Source organism: Streptomyces achromogenes, assembly GCF_030816715.1.
Lineage (GTDB): Bacteria > Actinomycetota > Actinomycetes > Streptomycetales > Streptomycetaceae > Streptomyces > Streptomyces achromogenes_A.
Window position 1 is genome coordinate 8252315 of the sequence record NZ_JAUSYH010000001.1, and the last position, 20957, is coordinate 8273271.

Consider the following 20957-nt stretch of genomic DNA (forward strand, 5'->3'; position numbering starts at 1 on the left):
CCGTGCCCACCCCGCTCGACCACGAGTTCGTCCGCGCGGTGGCCCGCGCCGCCGACCGGGAGGCCGCCCCGGCGGCGGCCCGTCCCGACGAGGAACCCGCCGGCATGCCCCACCGCGCGCTGGCACGCCGGGTGAAGACCCTGATCGCGGCGTACCGTTGCGCGGACTCGGCCCTGCACGGCAGCGGCCGGGCCGTCGCAGCCGCGGCGACCCACCTGCGCGCCCTGCGGGCCGCGCAGACGTCCACCGGCCTCTTCGCGGGCGGCGACAACGTGCAGTCACCGCCGGACTCCGCGTTCACCGTCAACGACGTCTGCGACGCGCACGTCCTCGCCGCCGGCGCGGGGCCCGAACTGGGCGAGATCACGGCCGGGCTCGCCGAGATCGCCGGCGCCGCCTCCGGCAGTCTCCTGACCGGCGGCATCCACACCCCGAACCACCGCTGGGAACTGTGCGCGGCGCTGGCCCGGCTGCACCGCTCGTTCCCCGACGGCCGACTGCTCGACCGCGTCGGGGAATGGCTCGACGAGGGCGTCGACATCGACGCGGAGGGCCTGTACTCCGAACGGAGCGCCAACTACGCGGCCCATGTGTCCAACCCGTCGCTGCTGCTGCTCGCCGGCGTCCTCGGCCGCGCCGACCTGCTGGACGCCGTCGAACGCAATCTCACCGCCACCCTGGACCTCATCAGGCCGGACGGCACGGTGGAGACCGTCCTCTCGCGACGGCAGGACCAGAACCACCCGTTCCCGCTGGCGCCCTACCTGCCCCACTACCGGCTGCTCGCGGTCCGCACCGGCCGGGGCGACTTCGCCCGCGCGGCGCGGCTGGCGGCCGCCGGCGGCATCGACGACCCCGACCTGCTCGCCGAGACCCTCCTCACCCCGGACCTGTGCCGCGCACTGCCCGCACCGGACCCGGAGACACTGCCCCGCGACCGGTACGTCACCACCGCGCGCCTCGCCACACGCGCCTCGGCCACCGCGCACACGGTGCTGTACGGGGGCTCCGACGTGCCGGAACACCGGCGCATCCGCTCGGGCCTCGCCTGCAACCCCACCTTCCTGCGCCTGTTCGCCGGCGACGCCGTCCTCGACGCGGTCCGCCTCTCGCGGGGGTTCTTCGACCTGGGCCCGTTCCGCGCCGCCGACATGCAGCAGCTCGCCGCCAACCGCTACCGGCTCACCGAAACCCTCACGGCCGCCTACTACCAGCCGCTCCCGAAGGACCGGCGGCGCGACGACGGCGCCTACCGGATGGCGGACGAGGGCCGCTTCTCGGCCGCCATGTCCTTCGCGGACCGGCCCCGGGACGAGGTCTCGCACACGACCCGGGTCGACGTGGACCTGCGGGAGGACGGCGCCGACCTGCGCATCGACATCAGCGGACCGCGGGTGCCCTGGGCGCTCGAACTGACCTTCCGGCCGGGCGGCGTGACGCGGGGCGGCGAACCGATCGGTGACGGACGCCGGTGCCTGACCACGGAGCCGATGACCTACCGGGTCGGTGACGACGAGATCCGGATCGAGGCCGTCGTCGAGGCGGGCGAGCCGCTCGCCGGCCCGGACCGGAGCGACGTACTGCGGTACGACCCCGGCCAGGACCACACCGTGGTGGGCGGCACCGACGCGACGACCGGGAACCGCGTCTACCTCGGTGGACTCGGCCCGCACACCCTGACCGTCGCACTGCGCGCCGGCCGCCCCGCGCCGGCCGTGTGACGGGACGCCCGCCCCGCCGTCCTCCGACCGGCGGCCCGGACGACGGCCCCCGACGGGCCGACGCCGCGTGCGGCGGGCGGCTGAGGCCGGCCGTCAGACAGGCAGCCCGAGCAGTCCCCAGCCGCGCCGCGTCGCCTCGTCGACCACCACCGCCCACTCGCGCAGCAGCACCGTGAACGCGTCGAAGTCCGCGATCGAGCCGCCGGGGCGTGCCGCGTGCCGGTCGTACTCCGTGCGCAGCCCCTCCAGCAGGGGCTGTGCGCGGGCCCAGTGAGCGGCGAGCCCGGCCACCCGGGCGGGCGGGCCGACGAGGAGCAGGCGCATGCCCCACGGAGTGCGATCCGAGGGGAGGAGGCCGGCCCCCGGCAGGTCGCTCTCCTCCCGGACCAGGGGGAGGAGGAAGCCGTCGAGAGCGTCCCGCAGCGCCGGGTCGGCGAACCCGCGGGCGGCGTCCCAGCCCTCGCCCGCCCAGAAGTGCGGCGCGTAGGACCCGGTGGTGCTGGAGAACTCGTAGCGGCCGCACCAGGGCACCTTCGGTGAGGCGGGGAACACCCAGCCGGCCTCGGGCGCCGCGGCCGGGTCCGGGTCCTCGGGGCACGCCGCCTCGTGGAGCAGCCCCGGCAGCCCGGCCAAGGGCGTGCGCTCCAGCCGACCCCAGTCCAGCGCCAGCACGGTGAGGTCAAGCCCCATCCGGCCCTCCCACCCGCACCACCAGGTCGGCCCGGTCCCGCGTCGCCGCCACCAGTTCGGCGTTGAGCCGGTCGCTCCGGCCCACCCAGGCCACCGCCTCCTCGTGCCCCTTGCCGAACTCCTCGTGCCGGGCGACCAGCCGGCGGACGCGTTCGTCCTCGTCCGTCTCGCAGAACCACACCTCGTCCAGCGCGGCCCGCACCCGGGCCCACGCCCCCGTGCCGAGGAGCAGGTAGTTCCCCTCGGTGACGACCAGCCGCACCTGCGGCGGGACGGGCACGGACCCCGCGATCGGCTGCTCCAGCACCCGCTCGAACCCCGGCGCGTACACGACGTCCCCGCCGTCCGTCTCCTCCCGCAGCCGGCGCAGCAGAGCGGCGTAACCGGCCGCGTCGAAGGTGTCCGGCGCGCCCTTGCGGTCCCGCCGGCCGAGGCGGTCCAGCTCGACGTCGGCGAGATGGAAGCCGTCCATCGGGACCTGCGCGGCCCACGGCTCCCCGGCGCCGTTCAGCTCCCGCACCAGGCGCTCGGCGAGGGTCGTCTTGCCCGCGCCGGGGCTGCCGGCGATGCCGAGCAGGGTGCGCCGGCCGCCGTCCCCGGCGAGGGAGCGGGCCCGCCGGACCAGATCGTCGAAAGTGAGCACACAGCAGAGTGTCGCAGTCTCCTGGCAGGAGACCCGCAAGGAGAGGAGGACGCCCGTGTCCGACGACGAGACGCAGATCCGCACCCTGATCACCCGCTGGGCCGACGCCGTCCACCGGGGCGACCTCGAGACGGTCGTCGACCACCACGCCGAGGACCTGGTGATGTACGACGTGCCCGCGCCGCACGAGGGCATCCGGGGCCTTGCCGCCTACCGGGCCGCCTGGCCGCCGTTCTTCGCCTGGCAGGCCCAGGGCGCCCGCTTCGACATCGACACCCTCGACGTCACCGCCGGTCACGACGTCGCCTACGCCCACGCACTGCTGCGCTGCGGCACGCCCGAGGAACTCGCGGACTTCCCCGGCCTGCGGCTGCGGCTCACCTTCGGACTGCGCAAGGAGCACGGCCGCTGGCTGATCGCGCACGAGCACCACTCCTTCCCCCACGACTGACCGACGAGCGCCACGACGCCCGGCACGACGCCCGGCGCGACGAGGGCCACGACAGGCGCACGACAAGGGACGCGGCCGCGTCCGGCCGACGACGACGGCCGGCCGGCGGTCACGGAAGCATGTGTGGCGCGCGCCACACCGTTGGGAGGGGCGTTGTGGGGGAACCGGGGCTGTATGACGACGACGCTCGGTCTTCCCGACGACATCCAGGCCTGCCTCTTCGACCTCGACGGGGTCGTCACCCGGACAGCGGTGGTGCACGCGGCCGCCTGGAAGGAGACCTTCGACGCGTTCCTGCGCGCGCGCGAGGGCGCGGACTACCGGCCCTTCGACTCCGCCGGTGACTACGACGAGTACGTCGACGGCCGGCCCCGCGCCGACGGCGTCCGCACCTTCCTCGCCTCCCGCGGCATCGAACTGCCCGAGGGCGACCCCGCCGACCCGCCCGACGCGCAGACCGTCCACGGACTCGGCAACCGCAAGAACGAGCTGCTCCTCGAGCGGATCCGCACCGACGGCGTCGAGCCGTACGACGGCACCCTGCGCTACGTCGAGGCGGCACGCGCGCGTGGCCTGCGCACGGCGATCGTCTCCTCCAGCGCCAACACCCGCGACGTGCTGCGCTCCATCCACGCCGAGCACCTCTTCGACGTCCGGGTCGACGGCGTCGTGGCGGCCGAGCGGGGCCTGCCCGGCAAGCCGCGCCCCGACACCTTTCTGGCCGCCGCCCGCGACCTGGGCGTCGAACCCGCCCGCGCGGCCGTCTTCGAGGACGCGCTGGCCGGCATGGACGCGGGCCGCGCCGGGAACTTCGGGCACGTCGTCGGCGTTGACCGGGTCGGACAGACCGACGCGCTGTACGCGCACGGCGCCGACGTCGTCGTCAAGGATCTGGACGACCTCATCGGGCAGGGAGGGGACGCGTGATCACCGACCGGTCCTACACCGTCGAGCCGTGGTGCGTGCGCGAGACGCGGCTCGACCTGGACGTCCTGGCCCAGAGCGAGTCCGTGTTCGCCCTCTCCAACGGACACGTCGGCTGGCGCGGCAACCTCGACGAGGGCGAGCCGCACGGCCTGCCCGGCTCCTACCTCAACGGCGTGCACGAGCTGCACCCCCTGCCCTACGCCGAGGCGGGCTACGGCTACCCCGAGTCCGGGCAGACGGTCATCAACGTCACCAACGGCAAGGTTCTGCGACTCCTGGTCGACGACGAGCCCTTCGACCTGCGCTACGGCCGGCTCGTCGCGCACGAGCGCGTGCTCGACCTGCGGCGCGGCGTGCTGGAGCGCACCTGTGAGTGGACCTCGCCGGCCGGCTCCACGGTCCGGGTGCGCTCGACCCGGCTGGTGTCGCTCGCCCAGCGGGCCGTCGCCGCCGTCGCCTACGAGGTGGAGGCCGTCGGCAGCCGCTCCCGGGTGGTGATCCAGTCCGAGCTGGTGGCCAACGAGAGCCTGCCCGACCCCGACGGCGACCCGCGCGCGGCCCGCGCCCTGAAGTCGCCGCTGGAACCCGAGGAGGACGTCGCGGTGGGCCGCCGGCTGCGGCTGGTGCACCGCACGAAGCGCAGCGGGCTGCGCGTCGCCGTGGCCGCCGACCACGAGGTGAGCGGCCCCGAGCGGACCACCCTCAGCAGCGAGAGCAACGTCGACGTGGCCCGGCTGACCGTCACCTCCGTGCTGGAGCCCGGCCAGCGGCTGCGGGTGGAGAAGCTCGTCGCCCACGGCTGGTCCGGGGTCCGCTCCCGGCCCGCGATGAGCGATCAGGTGGAGGCCGCCCTCGCCGCGGCCGGGCACAGCGGCTGGAAGGGCCTCCTCGACGAACAGCGCGCCTACCTGGACGACTTCTGGACCCGCGCGGACGTCGAGGTGGACGGCGACGAGGAGATCCAGCAGGCCGTCCGCTTCGCCCTCTTCCACGTCCTGCAGGCCGGCGCCCGCGCCGAGCAGCGCGCCATCCCCGCCAAGGGGCTGACCGGCTCCGGCTACGACGGCCACGCCTTCTGGGACACCGAGACGTTCGTGCTGCCCCTGCTCACCTACACCGCGCCCGTGGCGGTCGCCGAGGCCCTGCGCTGGCGGCAGAACACCCTCCCCGCGGCCCGGGAGCGCGCGGCCCAGCTCGGGCTGCGCGGCGCGGCCTTCCCCTGGCGGACCATCGAGGGGTCCGAGGGCTCGGCCTACTGGCCGGCCGGGACGGCGGCCTTCCACGTCAACGCCGACATAGCCGACGCCGTGGTGCGGTACGTGGCGGCCACCGGCGACCGCGACTTCGAACGGTCCACGGGCGTCGAGCTGCTGACCGAGACGGCCCGGCTGTGGCGTGCGCTCGGCCACCACGACGCGCACGGCCACTTCCACATCGACGGGGTCACCGGCCCCGACGAGTACAGCGCGGTCGCCGACGACAACGTGTACACCAACCTGATGGCCCGGGCGAACCTCCTCGCCGCCGCCGAAGCCGTCGAGCGCCACCCGCAGGAGGCCGCCCGGCTGGGCGTCGACGACGAGGAGAGCGCCGCCTGGCGGGACGCCGCCGAGGCGATGTCCGTGCCCTACAACCACGAGCTCGGCGTCCACGAACAGCACGCCGGCTTCACCCGCTACCAGCACTGGGACTTCGACGGCACCCGCCCCGACCAGTACCCCCTGCTCCTGCACTTCCCCTACTTCGACCTCTACCGCAAGCAGGTGGTCAAGCAGGCCGACCTCGTCCTGGCGATGTACACCTGCGACAGCCACTTCGACGACGAGCAGCTCGCCCGCAACTTCGCCTACTACGAGCCGCTGACCGTCCGCGACTCCTCGCTGTCCGCCTGCTGCCAGGCGGTCATCGCCGCCCAGGCCGGACATCTGCGGCTGGCCTACGAGTACACGGCCGAGGCCGCGCTGATGGACCTGGCCGACCTCGAGCACAACACCCGGGACGGGCTGCACATCGCGTCCCTGGCCGGCACCTGGACGGCCCTGGTCGCCGGGTTCGGGGGGCTGCGCAGGGACGCGGACAGCCTGCGGTTCGCGCCCCGGCTGCCGGAGCGGTTCAGCCGCCTCGCCTTCAGCGTGCAGGTGCTCGGCCGCTGCCTGCGGGTGGAGATCGGCCCCGAGAAGACCGCGTACACCCTGTTGTCCGGGGCGCCGCTGACGATCCGCCACCACGGGGAGCCCGTCCATGTGAACGGGGACGGTCCCGTCGTGCGCCCCGCGCCGCCGGTCCCGGCCCGTCCGGCGCCCAGCCAGCCGACGCACCGGGGCCCCAACGTCCGCTGACCGGGCACCACCCTCAGTCGCGCACCCCGTGGTCCCTGCGGTATTTGACGATCTGCTGGGCCGGGTCGCCCGTGCAGGACCACGGGGTGCGCGTCGCCCGGCGGCCGAGGCCGGCCAGGAGCGGGGCCGCCACGTCGCCGACCCGCGCCGCGCACGCCGCGTGCGCCAGGTGGTTGACGTCGCGCAGCTCGCCCGGGGCGAAGGCGCCCTCCCGGCGGCCGGCGAACCAGCGTTCCCAGGTGCGGCGGACGTCGCTGACCGCGCCGTCGTTGTTCCAGTGCTGGGCGAGGGCCACCGAGGTGGCACGCCCGTGCGCGGTGTCGAGGGCGTGGCGGAACTCCTCCACGCGCGCGTACTGCACCAGCACCGGCAGCGGGCAGCCCGGCGGAGCCACCCCGGCCGCGTCCCGGGCGAAGTCGTACATCAGCCCGTGCGAGCCGTGCCAGCGGGCGGAGTAGTAGTGCAGGACCTGGAGGTGCCCTTCCATGCTGTAGGGGTCGCGCTGGTGCAACTCGTCCCACCAGCGCGCCAGTTCCTGCCGTCGCACGCCGGCCGGGTAGAGGCGGGCGACCGAGATCAGCGAGGTCCACGGCGTCGGGTCGTCCAGATAGGCCTCGGTCGCGGCCAGACACGCGAGGACCGCGGCGTCGACCCGGGTCTGGTCGATCGGCGCGCCCCGGCCCGCGGAGATGGCCAGGTTGAACGCCCGGGCCGTCTCCGTGGCCGCGCGCAGCACCAGTGCGTCGGCGCTGTGCGGCTCGGCGGCCAGCCAGGTCTCCACCGTGGAACTGCTCGCGCAGGCCTGCGCGAGCATCCGCATCCGGTGGCCGCGGGCGAGCCAGTCGGGCCCGGTCGACCGCAGCAGTTCCCGCACACCCTGCCAGCGCCCGATGACGATGTCGTGCTTGACGGAGGAAAGGGGTGCGTCCCCGCAGTCGGGGTCGAAATCGGGAGCGAAGCGGTCCCGCGCCATCACGTTCCTTCTCAGAAGTCGGTGGAGAGGCCCTCGTGGACGACCGATCGCTCGTCCGGGCGTCCGTCGGGCACATAGTCGGCCTCGACGGTCCGTGTGGCGTCCAGCCGGGCGGGCCGGTAGTACTCACTGCCCTGCCGCCAGTACCAGAGCATCGGCACGAGCCCCACGGCGAGCCCGCCGATGCCGATGGCGATGGCGGTGGGGGCCAGTTCGCCGAGCGACTCCACGAACACCCAGAACATGAACACGGAACCGAAGAGCGGCCACAGCCCGCCGAGGACGAAGTCCGACGGCGAGCTCAGCAGGGTCTTGCGGTACGCGACGACGGCCGCCAGACCCGCGAGGCCGTAGTAGACGGCGATCTGCAGACCGATCGCCGAGATCGCGTCGGCGAGGATGTCGCCCACCGAGCCCAGCGCGTTGGAGGCGACGAACAGCACCAGCGCCACCCCGCCCACCACCACGATCGCCACCCAGGGCGTGTTCCAGGTGCGGTGCACCCGGCCCAGCGCCGACGGCATCGTGCGGTCGCGGCCCATCGCGAACAGCGAGCGCGTCACCTGGATGAGGGTCGTCTCCAGCGTGGCGACCGTGGACAGCATCACGGCCACGATCAGCAGTTTGCCGCCCCAGCCCGGCCACACCGCTTCCCCCAGCGCGGCCAGCACGTTCGCGCCGTTGTCGTCGATCTGCTGCGAGCTGAGGACGATGTTCACGGCGACGGTGAAGACCTCGAAGAGGAGGAAGACGACGCCCACGCCGATCAGTCCCGCCAGGCCGGTCGTGCGGCGGCTGTTGCGGGTCTCCTCGCTGAGGTTGCTGGTGACGTCCCAGCCCCAGTAGTAGAACGCGGCGACCAGCGCGCCCGCGGCGAAGCCGGAGACCCCGTCGAAGTGACCGAAGCCGAACCAGGACCAGTCGAACGGCAGGGCGTTGTCCGTGTGGAACAGGCAGAGCACCGCGAACAGCGCCAGGATCGTCAGCTCGACCCCCGACATGATCAGCTGTGCGCGCACGGTGAGCCGGGCCCCGCCCAGCACCACCGCCAGCATCACCAGGAACCAGGCGGCACCCACCACGGTCGACAGCGCGGTGTTCGCGGCGAGGTCCTCGTCGAACAGGGCGAGCGTCATCGACCCGGCCGGCAGCGACCCCGCCACCATGAAGATGGTCGCCGAGATCACCAGCGCCCAGCCGCTGATGAAGCCGAGGAAGGGGTGGAGTGTGCGCCCCACCCAGGAGTAACTGGCGCCCGCGTTGACGTCGATCCGGCTGAGCCGGCTGAACGCCAGCGCGATGCCCAGCATGGGTATCGCGCAGTACAGCAGGGCCGCCGGGCCGGCCAGGCCCACGGCGCCCGCCAGGACCGCCGTGGTGGCGGCGATGGAGTAGGCGGGAGCACTGCCCGCGACCGCCATCACCACCGTGTCGAAGGTGCTCAGCACATTCGCCTGGAGCCCTCTGCCGGTGCTGTTGCTCATGGTTGGCGCTGCTTTCGTCGTGCACGCCGGAGGGGGAAGGGTCCGGCGGTGAATGGGGGTGAGGGTGGGACGTGGAGCTGCGTGGAGCGCCGCCGCGCGAAGAGGGATGGCCTCGGGAACGTCGGCGGGGAGGGGCGCGCAAGGACACTGACTTCAGCACTGCGTCGGCGGACGGTTACACCGAGTGTGCGAGTGACTATAGCCGCAACTCTTGAGGTTTCAAGATTGACGGCTGGGTAATGTTCGGGGCCGCTCGTGCAGGTGGCATGTGTCGCGATTGGACCGGGCCGCACGGGAAACGCGGACGGGGAGAACAGCAGTCCGCCCAGTGAGGAGGCACCCCATGGGTACGGAGTCCGAGGCGAGGGGCGACGACGTCTACCAGCCCACCGGATCCGACGAGGAGCAGGAGGGCGGGGCCCCGCTCGACCTTCAGGACGCCGTCGACGAACGCACCTACGACGACGCGCTGGACGAGGGTTACTCCCCGCCGGAGAAACCGCTCGGCGTCACCAGGTACGGCACCACCGCGGCCGAGCAGCACGACGGCGAGAGCCTCGACCAGCGTCTCGCCCAGGAGGTCCCGGACGTGTCCGCGCCGGCCGGGGACGGCGTCGGCGACCTGCCCGACGGCGAGGGCGAGCCGGTCGACCCCGAGGCCGGCGACCGGCGCGCGGGCCGGCTCGTGGCCCCCGACGAGGGCGCCCACCCGGACGCCGTCAAGGAGGAGATCGCCGAGGACGTGGGCATCGACGGCGGGGCGGCGGCCGCCGAGGAGGCCGCCGTCCACATCGTCGAGGAGTAGACCGGCACGCGGGGGAGCGGGGGGCGCGGTCCGGTCAGTCGTCCATCCGCTCCAACTGCCGCAGCCGGTTGGTGGCGTCGAGGGCGGCGACCTTGTACGACTCCGCCAGCGTCGGGTAGTTGAACACCGCGTCGACCAGGTAGTCGACGGTACCGCCGCAGCCCATCACCGTCTGCCCTATGTGGATCAGCTCGGTGGCCCCGGAGCCGAAGCAGTGCACGCCGAGCAGCGTGCGGTCCTCGGGGGAGACCAGCAGCTTGAGGACGCCGTGCGCGTCGCCGATGATCTGGCCGCGGGCCAGTTCGCGGTAGCGGGCGACGCCCACCTCGAACGGCACGCGTTCCTCGGTGAGCTGGTCCTCCGTGCGCCCGACGAAGCTGATCTCCGGGATGGTGTAGATGCCGATGGGCTGCAGGTGGTGCATCCGTCCGACGGGCTCGCCGCAGGCGTGGTACGCGGCCGCCCGGCCCTGCTCCATCGCCGTGGCGGCGAGGGCCGGGAAGCCGATGACGTCACCGACGGCGTAGATGTGCCCGGCCGGCGTGCGGTAGTGCTCGTCGACCTCGATCCGCCCGCGTCGGTCCGCCGCCAACCCGGCCTTGTCCAGGTCGAGTTCGTCGGTGAGCCCCTGCCGGCCCGCCGAGTACATCACCGCGTCCGCCGGTATCTTCTTGCCGCTCTCGAGGACGGTCAGCGCGCCCCGTTGGTGCCTCTCCACGGCGGCCACGGTCTCGCCGAACCGGAAGGCCACCGCGAGGTCCCGCAGGTGGTACTTGAGCGACTCGACGACCTCGACGTCGCACATGTCGAGCATCCCGGCCCGCTTCTCCACCACCGTCACCTTGCTGCCGAGCGCGGCGAACATGCTGGCGTACTCCATGCCGATCACGCCGGCGCCGACGATGACCATGGACTGCGGCACCCGCTCGATCGTCAGGACGTTGTCGGAGTCGAGGATGGTCCGGCCGTCGAACTCGACGGTGTCCGGCCGGGCCGGCCGGGTGCCGGTGGCGATCACGATGTGCTCGGCGCTGATCAGCCGCTCCTGGCCGGTGACCTCCCGCAGGGCGATCGTGTGGTCGTCCACGAAGCGGCCGGTGCCGGCGAAGAGGGCGACGTGGTTGCGGGACAACTGGCTGCGGATGACGTCGGTCTCACGCCCCACCACGTGCTGGGTGCGGGCGGTGAGGTCGGCGACGGTGATGTTCTCCTTCAGCCGGTAGCTCTGACCGTACAGATCGCGCTGGGTGAGGCCGGTGAGATAGAGCACCGCCTCGCGCAGGGTCTTGGAGGGAATGGTGCCGGTGTGGAGGGAGACCCCGCCGACCATGTCGGGGCGGTCGACGACGGCGACCCGGCGGCCCAGTTTGGCCGCGGCGATGGCGGCCTTCTGACCGCCGGGACCGGATCCGAGGACGAGCATGTCGAAGTCGGGCATCCTCCGCAGTCTGGCAGTGCGGGGGCGCCCAGGGAAAGGGCGGCGGAAGAGGTGCGGCGGAGGTTTCGGCGGGGGTTCTAGGGGAGCACCTTCTCGATCGCGCCGGGGCCCTCCTCGTCGAGCTTGCGCCGGGCCCACGCGAGGTTGCGCGGGGTGAGGTCGCGACCGGTGGCGAGGACCATGTCCTCCGGCGAGACCTCGGTGCCGGTGCGGGTGTGGAGCAGGCTGTCCGGGGTGGTGCGGTCCGGCGAGGGCCGGGCGGCGCCGGGCTGTGACGTCGGCATGGTGTCTGCTCCTCGCGTCCGAAGGAATGTACTAACACCATTCATCCTGTGGCCGCGCCCCGCAATCCCGATCATCCCCGCCCGAGATGCCGCGATGATCGCGCGGAGGTCTAATGAGCCGTGTCGGGGCGACCCAACCACTGTGCGGTGACACCGCACGGCATGGAAGGCCCAGCTCATGGAACCCACCACTGCCGGGAAACCCCAACGGGGGGCACTGCGCAGACTCGGCGCCTGGTGCGCCCGTCACTTCCTCGTCGTGATCATCGCCTGGCTGGTGGCCCTGGTCGCCCTCCAGGTGATCGACCGAGCCGTCGGCGGCACCTTCGAGGACGACTTCGCGCTCTCGGACACGCAGTCCCAGAAGGGCCTCGACGTCCTCCAGGAGCACGATCCGCAGGCCGGCGGATACAGCGCGCAGATCGTCCTGCACGACGACGGGCAGGCCCTGAGCGCGCTGAGCTCGCAGATGTCCACCGCGGTCGGCGACCTGCAGAAGCTGCCCCACGTCCTGTCCGTGCAGAACCCCCTCTCGCAGAGCCCCACCAAGGTCGGCCCGGTGTCGGGAGACGGGAAGACGGGATACATCACCATCCGCTTCGACCAGCAGCCCAACACCCTCGGCGACGCCTACCTGAACGGCGTGGACCAGGCCGTGCAGCCGCTGCGGGCCGCCGGCGCCGACGTGGAGTACGGCGGCTCGCTCGGCGAACTGGCCCGTCCCAAGGCCAACGACTTCATCAGCGAGGCGATCGGCTTCGCGGTGGCCGTCGTGGTCCTGCTCATCGGCTTCGGCAGCGTCCTCGCCGCCGGACTGCCCCTGATCACCGCGCTGATCGCCGTGGTGGGCGGACTCGCCGTCCTCGGACTGCTGGCCGCCGCGTTCACCTTCGCCACCGTCTCCCCGACCCTCGCCACCATGATCGGGCTGGGCGTGGGCATCGACTACGCGCTGTTCCTGATCACCCGGCACCGGCAGAGCCTGATCGACGGCGCCGATCCCGCCGAGGCCGCCGGACACGCCGCCGCCACCAGCGGCCGCGCCGTCCTCGTCTCCGGCACCACCGTGATCATCGCGCTGGCCGGACTGTACGCGTCCGGGGTGTCCTTCATCGGCAAACTCGGCGTCGCCGCCGCCGTCACCGTCGTCTCCGCCGTGATCGGGGCCCTCACGCTCGTGCCCGCCATGCTCGGGCTCATCGGCCGCCACATCGACCGCTGGCATGTGCGCAGACCCGTCGCCGAGACCGACGCCGAACCCGGCGCCACCCCGCACGGCACCTGGCACCGGTACGCCAAACGCGTCGAGCGCAGGCCCTGGCAGTACCTCGGGGGAGGGGTCGCCGCCATCGCGATCCTCGCCATCCCCGTCTTCTCCATCCAGCTGGGCCACATCGGCGACGGCGCCGACCCGACCTCCTTCACCGACCGGCGCGCCTACGACCTGATGACCGACGCCTTCGGGCCCGGCTCCAACGGCCCCTTGACGATCGTCGTCGACCAGACGTCCGTCCCCTCCGACAAGCGCTCCGACCTGCAGTCCCAGGCGCAGAAGACGCTGAACGCCGTACCGGACGCGGCCACCGTCACCCCGTTGACGCCCACCCAGGACGGCGACGTCCTGATCGGCACCGTCTACTCGACCCAGGCGCCGCAGGACGCCGTCACCACCGGCCTGACCAACCGGCTCAAGGACACCACCCTGCCCGACGCGGTCTCCGGCTACGACGCCAAGGGCTATGTCACCGGCACCACGGCCGCCCAGGTCGACTTCCGCGACATCGTCGCCAGCCGGCTCCCGCTGATCATCTGCGTGGTCGTCGGCCTCGCCTTCCTGATCATCCTCGCCGTCTTCCGCGGCCTGCTCGTCGCAGTCAAGGCCGCCGTCCTCAACGTCCTGTCCATCACGGCCTCCTACGGCGTGGTCGTCGCCGTCTTCCAGTGGGGCTGGGGCGGACCCGCGCTGGGCGTCAACGGGGACGTGCCCATCGAGAGCTATGTGCCGATGATGATGTTCGCGATCATCTTCGGCCTCAGCATGGACTACGAGATCTTCCTGCTGTCCCGGGTGCACGAGGCGTGGCTGCGTACCGGGAACGCGAAGGACTCCGTCGCCCACGCTCTGGAGATCACCGCCCGCGTCATCACCTGCGCGGCCCTGATCATGGTGAGCGTGTTCGCGGCGTTCATCATCAGCGACAACATCGTCGTCAAGATGCTGGGCCTCGGACTCGCCGTCAGCGTGCTGATCGACGCGACCGTCGTGCGGCTGCTCATGGTGCCCGCGGTGATGACCCTGCTGGGGTCGCACGCCTGGTGGACGCCGCGGTGGCTGGACCGGATCCTGCCGCACATCGACGCCGAGGGCGAGGCGGATACCCTCAGCGGGCCGCCGCCGGCGTCGGGGCGAGGACCAGCATCGTGACGTCGTCGCGGACGTCGTCGCGGACGTCGGGGCAGTGGCGCGACACGTCCGTCCAGACCCGGCCGGCCGTGGTCGCCGGGTCGGCGCCGGCCGCCAGCGCGGGCAGCCGGTCCAGGAGCGGGTAGAACACCCCGGTCGCGTCCCTGGCCTCCGAGATGCCGTCGGAGGCGAGGAAGAGCCGGTCGCCCGGGCGCAGCGGCAGGACGCGGGCGGTGACCGGGGCGCCCCCCGGCAGGCCAAGCCCCAGCGGCGTCCACGGCACGACGTCCACCTCGGTGACCGCGCCGTCGCGCAGCAGCAGGGGCGGCGGATGCCCGCAGGCGACGACGCGCACGGCGTCCGCGTCCGGGGTGAACTCCACCAGCACGGCCGTCGCGAACAGTTCGGCGTGCGCGACCCGCGCCGAGTCCACCACCAGCCTGCGGTCCAGACGGGCCGCCACCGACTCCAGGTCCGGCTGGTCGAGCACCGCCTCCCGGAACGCCCCGAGGAGCGAGGACACCGTCGCCACCGCCGCCAGCCCGTGCCCCTGAACGTCCCCCAGCACCGCCCGCACCCCGTGAGCGCTCTCGCGCACGTCGAAGAAGTCCCCGCCGACCAGCGTCCCGCGCTGCGCCGCCCGGTACAGACCGGCGCACCGCACCGGCCCGACCCGTTCGGGCACCGGCGGCGCCACGGCGCGCTGAGCCGCCTCCGCGATGGTGCGCTCGGTGTCCAGCTGGACGTCCCGGCGGCGGCGCACGAACGCCACGAACACGCTCAGGGCCGCGACGGAGAACACCGTCAGCACATCGGTCTGCCCCGGCCGGTCGAGCTGGAACGCGGGCACGTCCAGCATGACGATCACGGCCGCGCCGAGCACCGCGGTCACCGCGGGACCGTAGGACAGGACCGCCAGCGGCGGGATCGCGCCCAGCAGGAAGCCGATGTCCAGCGGGCTGGGACTGACCAGGGTGGCCACGCAGACGCCCGCCACCAGCAGCAGCGGCAGCGCCCGCACCCACCGAGGCGGTGGCGCGCCCCGCAGCCAGCCCCGCCGGTCCCCGTCCTGTTCTCCCACACCCCCACGCTCCCTCCCGGGCCCGGCCGGCGCACGCCGGGAAATCCGGTGGACGCCGTCCAGGGAGGCCTCCTAACCTGTGGGAGCACGCCCGGACACCCACGGAAGGAGGCGAGCGCCATGCGGTCCACACCTGATCCGCGCTCCCGCCCCGTGACCCCGGCGTGCCGCGTCTGACGTCCGTCCGACGCCCCCGGGAGCGCACCCCCTGCCGTACGCGACCCGGAGGAATCCGTGACCGATCTGGTCATCCGCGCTCTCGACGAGAGCGACGTCCATCTCTTCGACACCCTGCCCGACCCGCTGCGCGCCGCCGAGGCGTTCCGCCATGCCACGTACCGGCCGCACTGGAAGCGGGTCGCCCTGCGCGACGGGCGGGTCGTCGCCCGCGCCGCCTGGTGGGGCGGACCCGACGACAGCGAGCCGCTGACGGTCGAGTGGTTCGACTTCGCCGACGGCGAGGAGGCGGCGGGCGCGGAACTCCTGCGCACCGCGCCCTGGCGGGTCGGCCTGGAGCTGGTCATGCCCGGCGACTGGCGAGCGGACCCCGTCGTGCGGGCCGCCGTCGAGGCCCGGTACGCGGCGGCCCGCGCGGCCGGCCACACCCCGCTGGTGGAACGCTTCGTGTACCGCTGGACGCCGCGGTGCGGGCTGCCCGAGCGGCCCGGACGACTGCGCTTCGCACCCGAGCCCGACGACGCGGTCTTCTTCGACGCCCTGCGCCGCATCCACTCCGACACCCTCGACGCCCACGCGCTGAAGGCCGTCGCCGAGGGCGGGCTCGACCGGGCCGCCCAGGAGGAGATCGACTTCTTCCGCTGGTGCCCGTCCCCCCGCGAGTGGTGGCAGACCGCCCGCACCGCTGACGGCGCGCTGGCCGGCATCCACGTCCCGGCCCACAACCCGTCCGGCCCGTGCGTCGGCTTCGTCGGCGTGCTGCCGGAACACCGGGGGCACGGCTACGCCTACGACCTGCTCGCCGAATGCACGCACCACCTCGCCGAACGGGGCGCGGAGTTCATCGCCGCGGCCACCGACCGGACCAACCACCCGATGGCGGCGCACTTCGCGAAGGCCGGCTATCCGGTCGTCCGCGAACGCGTCAACTTCCGGCTCGACTGACGGCCGGCTGTCGCTGCCGCACGTCAGCGGGGGCGAGGCGTGGTTCCGTTGGTCCGACGAACCGTTCGCGGGGACGTGAGTCAGCGTGCCGCGCCCGCCAGCAGGGTCTCGGCGTCCGCGAGGATCTCGGTGACGCGCAGGCCGAAGGCGGCGTCGCAAGGGTGGGGGCGCGCGTCGCGGGCCGCGCCGAGCAGGGCGTCCGCGGCCCGGGCGAAGGCGCGGCCGGCGTCCGCGTCGCCCTGGGGGAGCCGCCTCACCCCCGCGGCGCCGCGGAGTTCGACACCCGCGCCGGCCGCCGCGGGCGGCGCCGTCAGGCTCAGCGTCAGGGTGCTGGAGACGCCGTCCGCGTGGGCCAGGACCACATGGACGGTGTCGCCGGGGCCGTGGGCCGCGGCAGACACCCGCCGGACGTCGCCGAGGACCGGCAGCAGCACCGACAGCGCGTGCGGGCCGACGTCCCACAGCGCGCCCTTCTCCCCGCGCCAGGGCGTGCCGAACGGGCTGTCGCCCTCCGCGTGGAAGACGTCCCCGAGCCATTCGGCGTGAGCGGTGAACCAGCCCCCGCCGCCCGCCTGCTCGGCGATCCAGGCGTCGGCCTCCGGCACGAACCGGGTGGTGAAGAAGACCACCGAGGCGACCCCCGCCCGCTCGGCCGCCCGCACCACGGCCCGCGCTCCCGCCACCGTCGTGGCGACGGGCTTGTCCAGCAACAGATGACAACCGGCTCCGGCGGCCCGCACGGCGAGCTGCGCCTGGACGTCCGGCGGCAGGGCGACGGCCACCGCGTCCACGTCCGCCAGCAGGGCGTCGACGTCGTCGTAGGGCCGGGTGCCGTGCCGGTCGGCCAGTTCCTTCGCGGCCTCGGCGCGCCGGCCCCAGACGCCGACGAGGTCGAGTTCGTCGTGGGCGGCGAGGACGGGGGCGTGCACCATCCGCGCCCAGGGGCCGGTGCCGAGCAGACCGATGCGCATACCGCTGACTCTCCCTGCGAGGAAACCGCCGGTGACACGGACGACCCGTTCGCCGCGCATGCCGACGTGAGCCTCGCACACCCCGCCCCCCGGGTCACCCCCCGGCTTGCGCTGCGAGATCAGGCGGCCCGGGCCTCCGACGGCCGGACGCGCTCGGCCGCGGCGGCGTCGGACACCGGGACCACGGATGACGGGACCCCGGAGACCGGGACCTCGGGCGATGGGGCGGCGGGTGCCGGGGCGTCGGACGCGCCGCCGCGGATCAGGCGCAGCCGACGTCGGGGCGAGGCGTGACGCCGGTGGGCGGGTGCCGGGGCGAGCAGGCGGGTCTCGACCCGGTCCATCACCGCCAGCAGGACGGACAGCAGCGGCAGGAGCAGTACGGCGACCCAGAGCACGGTTCCCTCCTCGGCAGGCGACAACCTGGCGAGTGCTCCGATTCGGGCCGCTGATGCCTGCCGGGACGCCGTCAGTGGCGAAACGGCGCGTCGAAACCCGTCAGCAGGGCGTCGGCCTGCGCCAGGCCGCTCTCCGCGGAGATCTCCCGCACCGACTGCGCCGGACGGATCACGGCGAAGGCGACCCCGCCCTCGTCTAGCAGAGCGCCGTACACAGCGGGCCGCGGCAGGCTGTTGTACGCCCAGTGCGCCGAGAAGTAGTAGCCGCCGGTGTCGTGGAGCACCACCACGTCCCCCTCGGCGAGCGCGGGCAGCGGCCGGTCGTGCGCCACCACGTCGCCCGCGAAGCAGAGCGGCCCGGCGACGTCCTGCCGCACGAGCGGGGTCCGTTTGGGCAGGCCGTCCGGGCCGAACGCGGAGATCCGCAGCGGCCAGGCGTCCGGCATGAGGACGGTCCGGGTGGCGACCTGACCGCCCGCGTGGGTGAGCGCGACCCGGCGCCCGCCGGCGTCCTTGACGTACTCGACGAGGGCCGCGGTGAACCCGTTCTTGGCGATCAGGGACCGGCCGAACTCGGTGACCACCTGGTAGCGGCCGTCCAGCAGCGCAGGCTCCGCGGCGGTGAGCGCGGCGACGTAGTCGGCGTAGGTGGGCGTGACCGTGTCGTCGGCGAAGTTCACCGGCAGCCCGCCGCCCAGGTCGACACTGGTCACCTGGCTGCGGCCGACCCGGTCGGCGATGTCCTCGGCGAGCCGATGGGTGGCGGCGAGACCTTCCGCGATCAACGGCAGCGGGCAGCCCTGCGAGCCCACGTGCGCGTGCAGCCGGGTCAGCCACGGCCGCCGCGCGAACGCCTCGACGACCCGGGCCCGGGCCCCCGGGTCGCGCAGCGCCACGCCGAACTTCGAGGTCGCGGTCGCCGTGCTCATCGCGCCGATGGACCCGCCGCCGACCTGCGGATTGACCCGCAGGCCGAGCACGGACGGGCAGTCGGCGGGGCGCAGGGCGTCGATCCGGTCGAGTTCGTCGAGGTTGTCCGCGTTGAGCGCGACGCCCAGGGAGAGGGCCTCGCGGATCTCCCCGCGGGTCTTGGCGGGCGAGTCCAGCACGATGCGCGCCGGGGCGAACCCCGCGTCCAGCGCGAGCCGCAGCTCGCCGGGACTGGCCACCTCGCAGCCCATGCCCGCGTCGGCGAGCAGGCGCAGCACCGGCACCAGCGGGCAGGCCTTGGCGGCGAAGGTGTGCAGGACGTCCGGCGTGCGGGCGAACGCCTCGCGCAGCGCGGCGACGCTGCTGCGCACACCCCGCACGTCCACGAAGCCGGCGACGGGCCGGCCCTCGCCGATCAGTCCGTCCGCGACGGCCCGGCGGACGGTGCGCGCGACGGAGGTGACGTCGGTCTGCTGGTTCTCGGTGGGCCTCGGCACGTCTGCGGTCTCCTTCGGGCGGGGCGAACTGGACGAGGTCGGGCGGGGGCCGGGCGGGGCCGGCTAGCAGGGAGGGCGGGGTGATCCTCCCCGCCCTCCCTGCTACCACCTGTGGACGGTCTTCCCCGCGCAGGGCGTGTGCGCTCCGAACCGGCCCGCTCGGCCGGCCCGGACGGTCACCGGGACGGCCGAGCGGGCCGAAAAGAAGACTGCACACCCCTAGGGACCGACCGGACGGTATGCCATCCTTCGGGGCAGGACGAGTCGGACGGCGGGGCAGCGGCCCCGGGGGAGGACCGCGATGCATCACGCCCTACGGTCACGGACCGTGTTCCGTCCCGCGGAGGACGCCCCGGCGGCCCGCGGGCACCGGCCGCGTCCGCAACCCGTGCGGTCACTGATCGACGCCGACGCCCTGCGGGTCCTGCACCGGGCCGCCCGGGTGCTGCTGGAGGACCTGGCCGCACTCACCGACCGGCTGGTCGCCGTACTGCAGGAGCAGGAGCCCGCCTACCGCGCGGCGGTGACGTGCGACCCCACCGCGACCTGGCAGGAGGTGCACCGGTCGCTGCGGCACAGCGTGTCCTCGCTGCTGGACCCGCGCGGCAGCCGGGACGCGGCCCGCCGGTGCTCGTGGCGGATCGGCGCGACCCGCGCGGAGCAGGGCCTCCCGCTGGACGCCCTGCTGCACGCGTTCCGGCTGGGCGGGTCCCTGGTGTGGCAGGGCCTCATCGACGAGACCGCCCGGACCGCTCCCGAGGACGTGCGGCTGCTCGTGCACGTCGCGACCGACGTGTGGAACTTCGTCGACGAGCACTGCACCCTCGTCGCGGACGCCTACCGACAGGTCGAACGGCAGCTCGCCTGGCGGCGCGAGAACCGTCTGCGGATGCTGGCCGGCGCCCTTCTGGACGGGGCCAGCCGCATCGCCGACCTGCCGGAGACCGCGCAGGCGCTGGACCTTCCCGAGGACGGCCGGTACGCCGTGGTGGCGGTGACCGCCGGCTGCCCCGCCGACGGGGCCGGGGCGCGCGCCGCCCTCGCGCGGGGCGCCCGCGTGTACTGGCACACCGGCGTGGAGGTGGACTACGGCATCGTCCTGCTGGGCGAGGACGCCGACGCCGGGGCGGTCGGCCGGCCCGGCCACGAGCGGCCGCCGAACGCCAAACCCAAACCCGGAACCGGAACCGGAAGCGGGTCGTCCGGAGCCGCGCCGGCCGCCGGCAGCGCACGGACGGGCGTCAGCACGGCCGTGACGGGCCTGGCCGCCGTCGGGGACGCCCGCCGGCTCGCGGACGTCGCGCTGGGCCTGTGCCCCCGGACCGGCGGCGCCATCCGGCTGACCGAGCACCTCCCGGCCGCGCTCGTGGTCTCCGCCCCCGACCTGGGAGCGGCGCTGGTCGAGCGGGCCCTCGGCCCACTGGGGAACCTGGAGCCCGCCGACGAGGCCGTCCTGCTCGACACCCTCGCCGCCTGGCTGGCCTGCGACGGCTCCGCCCAGCGGGCGGGGGAGCGGCTGTACTGCCACCGCAACACCGTCCTCAACCGTCTGCGCCGCTACGAGCAGCTGACGGGCCGGTCGCTGGCCCGGCCGGCCGACCTGATGGAGGTCAGCCTCGCCCTGACGGCGCGGGGTCTCTACCCCCGCTGACCCGGCCGCCGGCCCGGCGCGGACCGGCCCGCGCCTGGGCAGCCGCACAAGCCGCCCCGCCCCCCGTTGGTTGCGCGCAGCGACCCCGCCGCCGCGGCTGTACCGCCCCTCGTCCGCCGTGCTGTCGTGAGCTCCCCTTCCCCCGAAC

Annotated in this window: 18 protein-coding genes and 1 pseudogene; 9 read left to right on the top strand and 10 right to left on the bottom strand. The window is 73.9% G+C overall.

The genetic code is table 11. From position 1 onward, the window contains the following. Positions 1-2: 2 nt before the first annotated feature. Positions 3-1721, top strand: a complete 1719-nt coding sequence (locus QF032_RS36310) for a hypothetical protein (protein WP_307048584.1) — start codon at positions 3-5, stop codon at positions 1719-1721. Between the two features lie 93 nt (positions 1722-1814). Here the strand turns inward: QF032_RS36310 and QF032_RS36315 are convergent, their stop codons facing one another. Together QF032_RS36315 and QF032_RS36320 are read right to left on the bottom strand one after the other, a co-directional pair. After that, positions 1815-2411 carry a hypothetical protein gene (locus QF032_RS36315; protein WP_307048586.1) on the bottom strand — a complete coding sequence of 199 codons (597 nt, stop codon included), beginning with the start codon at positions 2409-2411 and terminating at the stop codon, positions 1815-1817. Continuing rightward, positions 2401-3054 carry a nucleoside/nucleotide kinase family protein gene (locus tag QF032_RS36320; RefSeq protein ID WP_307059408.1) on the bottom strand — a complete coding sequence of 218 codons (654 nt, stop codon included), beginning with the start codon at positions 3052-3054 and terminating at the stop codon, positions 2401-2403. Before QF032_RS36320 ends, QF032_RS36315 begins: the two co-directional genes overlap by 11 nt. Before the next feature lie 55 nt (positions 3055-3109). Between QF032_RS36320 and QF032_RS36325 the strand changes: the two genes are divergently transcribed. The 3 genes from QF032_RS36325 (at position 3110) to QF032_RS36335 (ending at position 6771) form a co-directional block, all read left to right on the top strand. After that, positions 3110-3505 carry a YybH family protein gene (locus tag QF032_RS36325; protein WP_307048590.1) on the top strand — a complete coding sequence of 132 codons (396 nt, stop codon included), beginning with the start codon at positions 3110-3112 and terminating at the stop codon, positions 3503-3505. A gap of 174 nt (positions 3506-3679) precedes the next feature. Then, positions 3680-4432, top strand: a complete 753-nt coding sequence (locus QF032_RS36330; protein WP_307048592.1) for an HAD family hydrolase — start codon at positions 3680-3682, stop codon at positions 4430-4432. Continuing rightward, positions 4429-6771 carry a glycoside hydrolase family 65 protein gene (locus QF032_RS36335; protein WP_307059410.1) on the top strand — a complete coding sequence of 781 codons (2343 nt, stop codon included), beginning with the start codon at positions 4429-4431 and terminating at the stop codon, positions 6769-6771. Before QF032_RS36330 ends, QF032_RS36335 begins: the two co-directional genes overlap by 4 nt. A gap of 13 nt (positions 6772-6784) precedes the next feature. Here QF032_RS36335 and QF032_RS36340 read toward each other — a convergent pair whose 3' ends face one another. Beyond that, positions 6785-7744: a hypothetical protein gene (locus QF032_RS36340; RefSeq protein WP_307059412.1), complete on the bottom strand. Its 960-nt coding sequence runs from the start codon at positions 7742-7744 to the stop codon at positions 6785-6787. Positions 7745-7755: 11 nt separating this feature from the next. Then, complete coding sequence (locus tag QF032_RS36345) at positions 7756-9228, bottom strand: APC family permease (RefSeq protein WP_307059414.1); 1473 nt, start codon at positions 9226-9228, stop codon at positions 7756-7758. A 343-nt stretch (positions 9229-9571) separates the two neighbouring features. Between QF032_RS36345 and QF032_RS36350 the strand changes: the two genes are divergently transcribed. Next, positions 9572-10033: a DUF5709 domain-containing protein gene (locus QF032_RS36350; protein ID WP_307059416.1), complete on the top strand. Its 462-nt coding sequence runs from the start codon at positions 9572-9574 to the stop codon at positions 10031-10033. Between the two features lie 34 nt (positions 10034-10067). Here QF032_RS36350 and sthA read toward each other — a convergent pair whose 3' ends face one another. Both sthA and QF032_RS36360 read right to left on the bottom strand, forming a co-directional pair. Continuing rightward, entirely contained in the window at positions 10068-11471 is a 1404-nt protein-coding gene (sthA, locus tag QF032_RS36355) for a Si-specific NAD(P)(+) transhydrogenase (protein WP_306946200.1), read from the bottom strand. Between the two features lie 77 nt (positions 11472-11548). Next, positions 11549-11755 (bottom strand): hypothetical protein, encoded by a 207-nt coding sequence (locus QF032_RS36360; RefSeq protein ID WP_057581840.1) that lies wholly within the window; start codon positions 11753-11755, stop codon positions 11549-11551. A 178-nt stretch (positions 11756-11933) separates the two neighbouring features. On the opposite strand from QF032_RS36360, the pseudogene QF032_RS40765 reads away from it, so the two are divergent. Both QF032_RS40765 and QF032_RS40770 read left to right on the top strand, forming a co-directional pair. After that, positions 11934-13061, top strand: a pseudogene (locus QF032_RS40765) (MMPL family transporter); the annotation flags it as partial. A gap of 141 nt (positions 13062-13202) precedes the next feature. Then, complete coding sequence (locus tag QF032_RS40770; protein WP_373430512.1) at positions 13203-14180, top strand: MMPL family transporter; 978 nt, start codon at positions 13203-13205, stop codon at positions 14178-14180. Here QF032_RS40770 and QF032_RS36370 read toward each other — a convergent pair. Further along, entirely contained in the window at positions 14137-15240 is a 1104-nt protein-coding gene (locus tag QF032_RS36370; RefSeq protein ID WP_307059417.1) for a PP2C family protein-serine/threonine phosphatase, read from the bottom strand. The two genes, QF032_RS40770 and QF032_RS36370, sit on opposite strands and share 44 nt — an antisense overlap. A 234-nt stretch (positions 15241-15474) precedes the next feature. On the opposite strand from QF032_RS36370, the gene QF032_RS36375 reads away from it, so the two are divergent. Then, positions 15475-16362 carry a GNAT family N-acetyltransferase gene (locus QF032_RS36375; RefSeq protein ID WP_307059419.1) on the top strand — a complete coding sequence of 296 codons (888 nt, stop codon included), beginning with the start codon at positions 15475-15477 and terminating at the stop codon, positions 16360-16362. An 80-nt stretch (positions 16363-16442) separates the two neighbouring features. On the opposite strand, the gene QF032_RS36380 is transcribed toward QF032_RS36375, so the two are convergent. The 3 genes from QF032_RS36380 to QF032_RS36390 all read right to left on the bottom strand — a co-directional run bounded on the left by QF032_RS36380 (position 16443) and on the right by QF032_RS36390 (position 19158). Further along, positions 16443-17333, bottom strand: coding sequence for a Gfo/Idh/MocA family protein (locus tag QF032_RS36380; protein ID WP_307059421.1), 891 nt, complete (start codon positions 17331-17333; stop codon positions 16443-16445). A gap of 119 nt (positions 17334-17452) precedes the next feature. Next, positions 17453-17731, bottom strand: a complete 279-nt coding sequence (locus QF032_RS36385) for a hypothetical protein (RefSeq protein WP_307048614.1) — start codon at positions 17729-17731, stop codon at positions 17453-17455. A 71-nt stretch (positions 17732-17802) separates the two neighbouring features. Beyond that, positions 17803-19158, bottom strand: a complete 1356-nt coding sequence (locus QF032_RS36390) for a diaminopimelate decarboxylase (protein WP_307048616.1) — start codon at positions 19156-19158, stop codon at positions 17803-17805. A gap of 301 nt (positions 19159-19459) precedes the next feature. Here QF032_RS36390 and QF032_RS36395 point away from each other — a divergent pair, with 301 nt between their 5' ends. Beyond that, complete coding sequence (locus QF032_RS36395; RefSeq protein ID WP_307059423.1) at positions 19460-20809, top strand: PucR family transcriptional regulator; 1350 nt, start codon at positions 19460-19462, stop codon at positions 20807-20809. Positions 20810-20957: the final 148 nt, after the last annotated feature.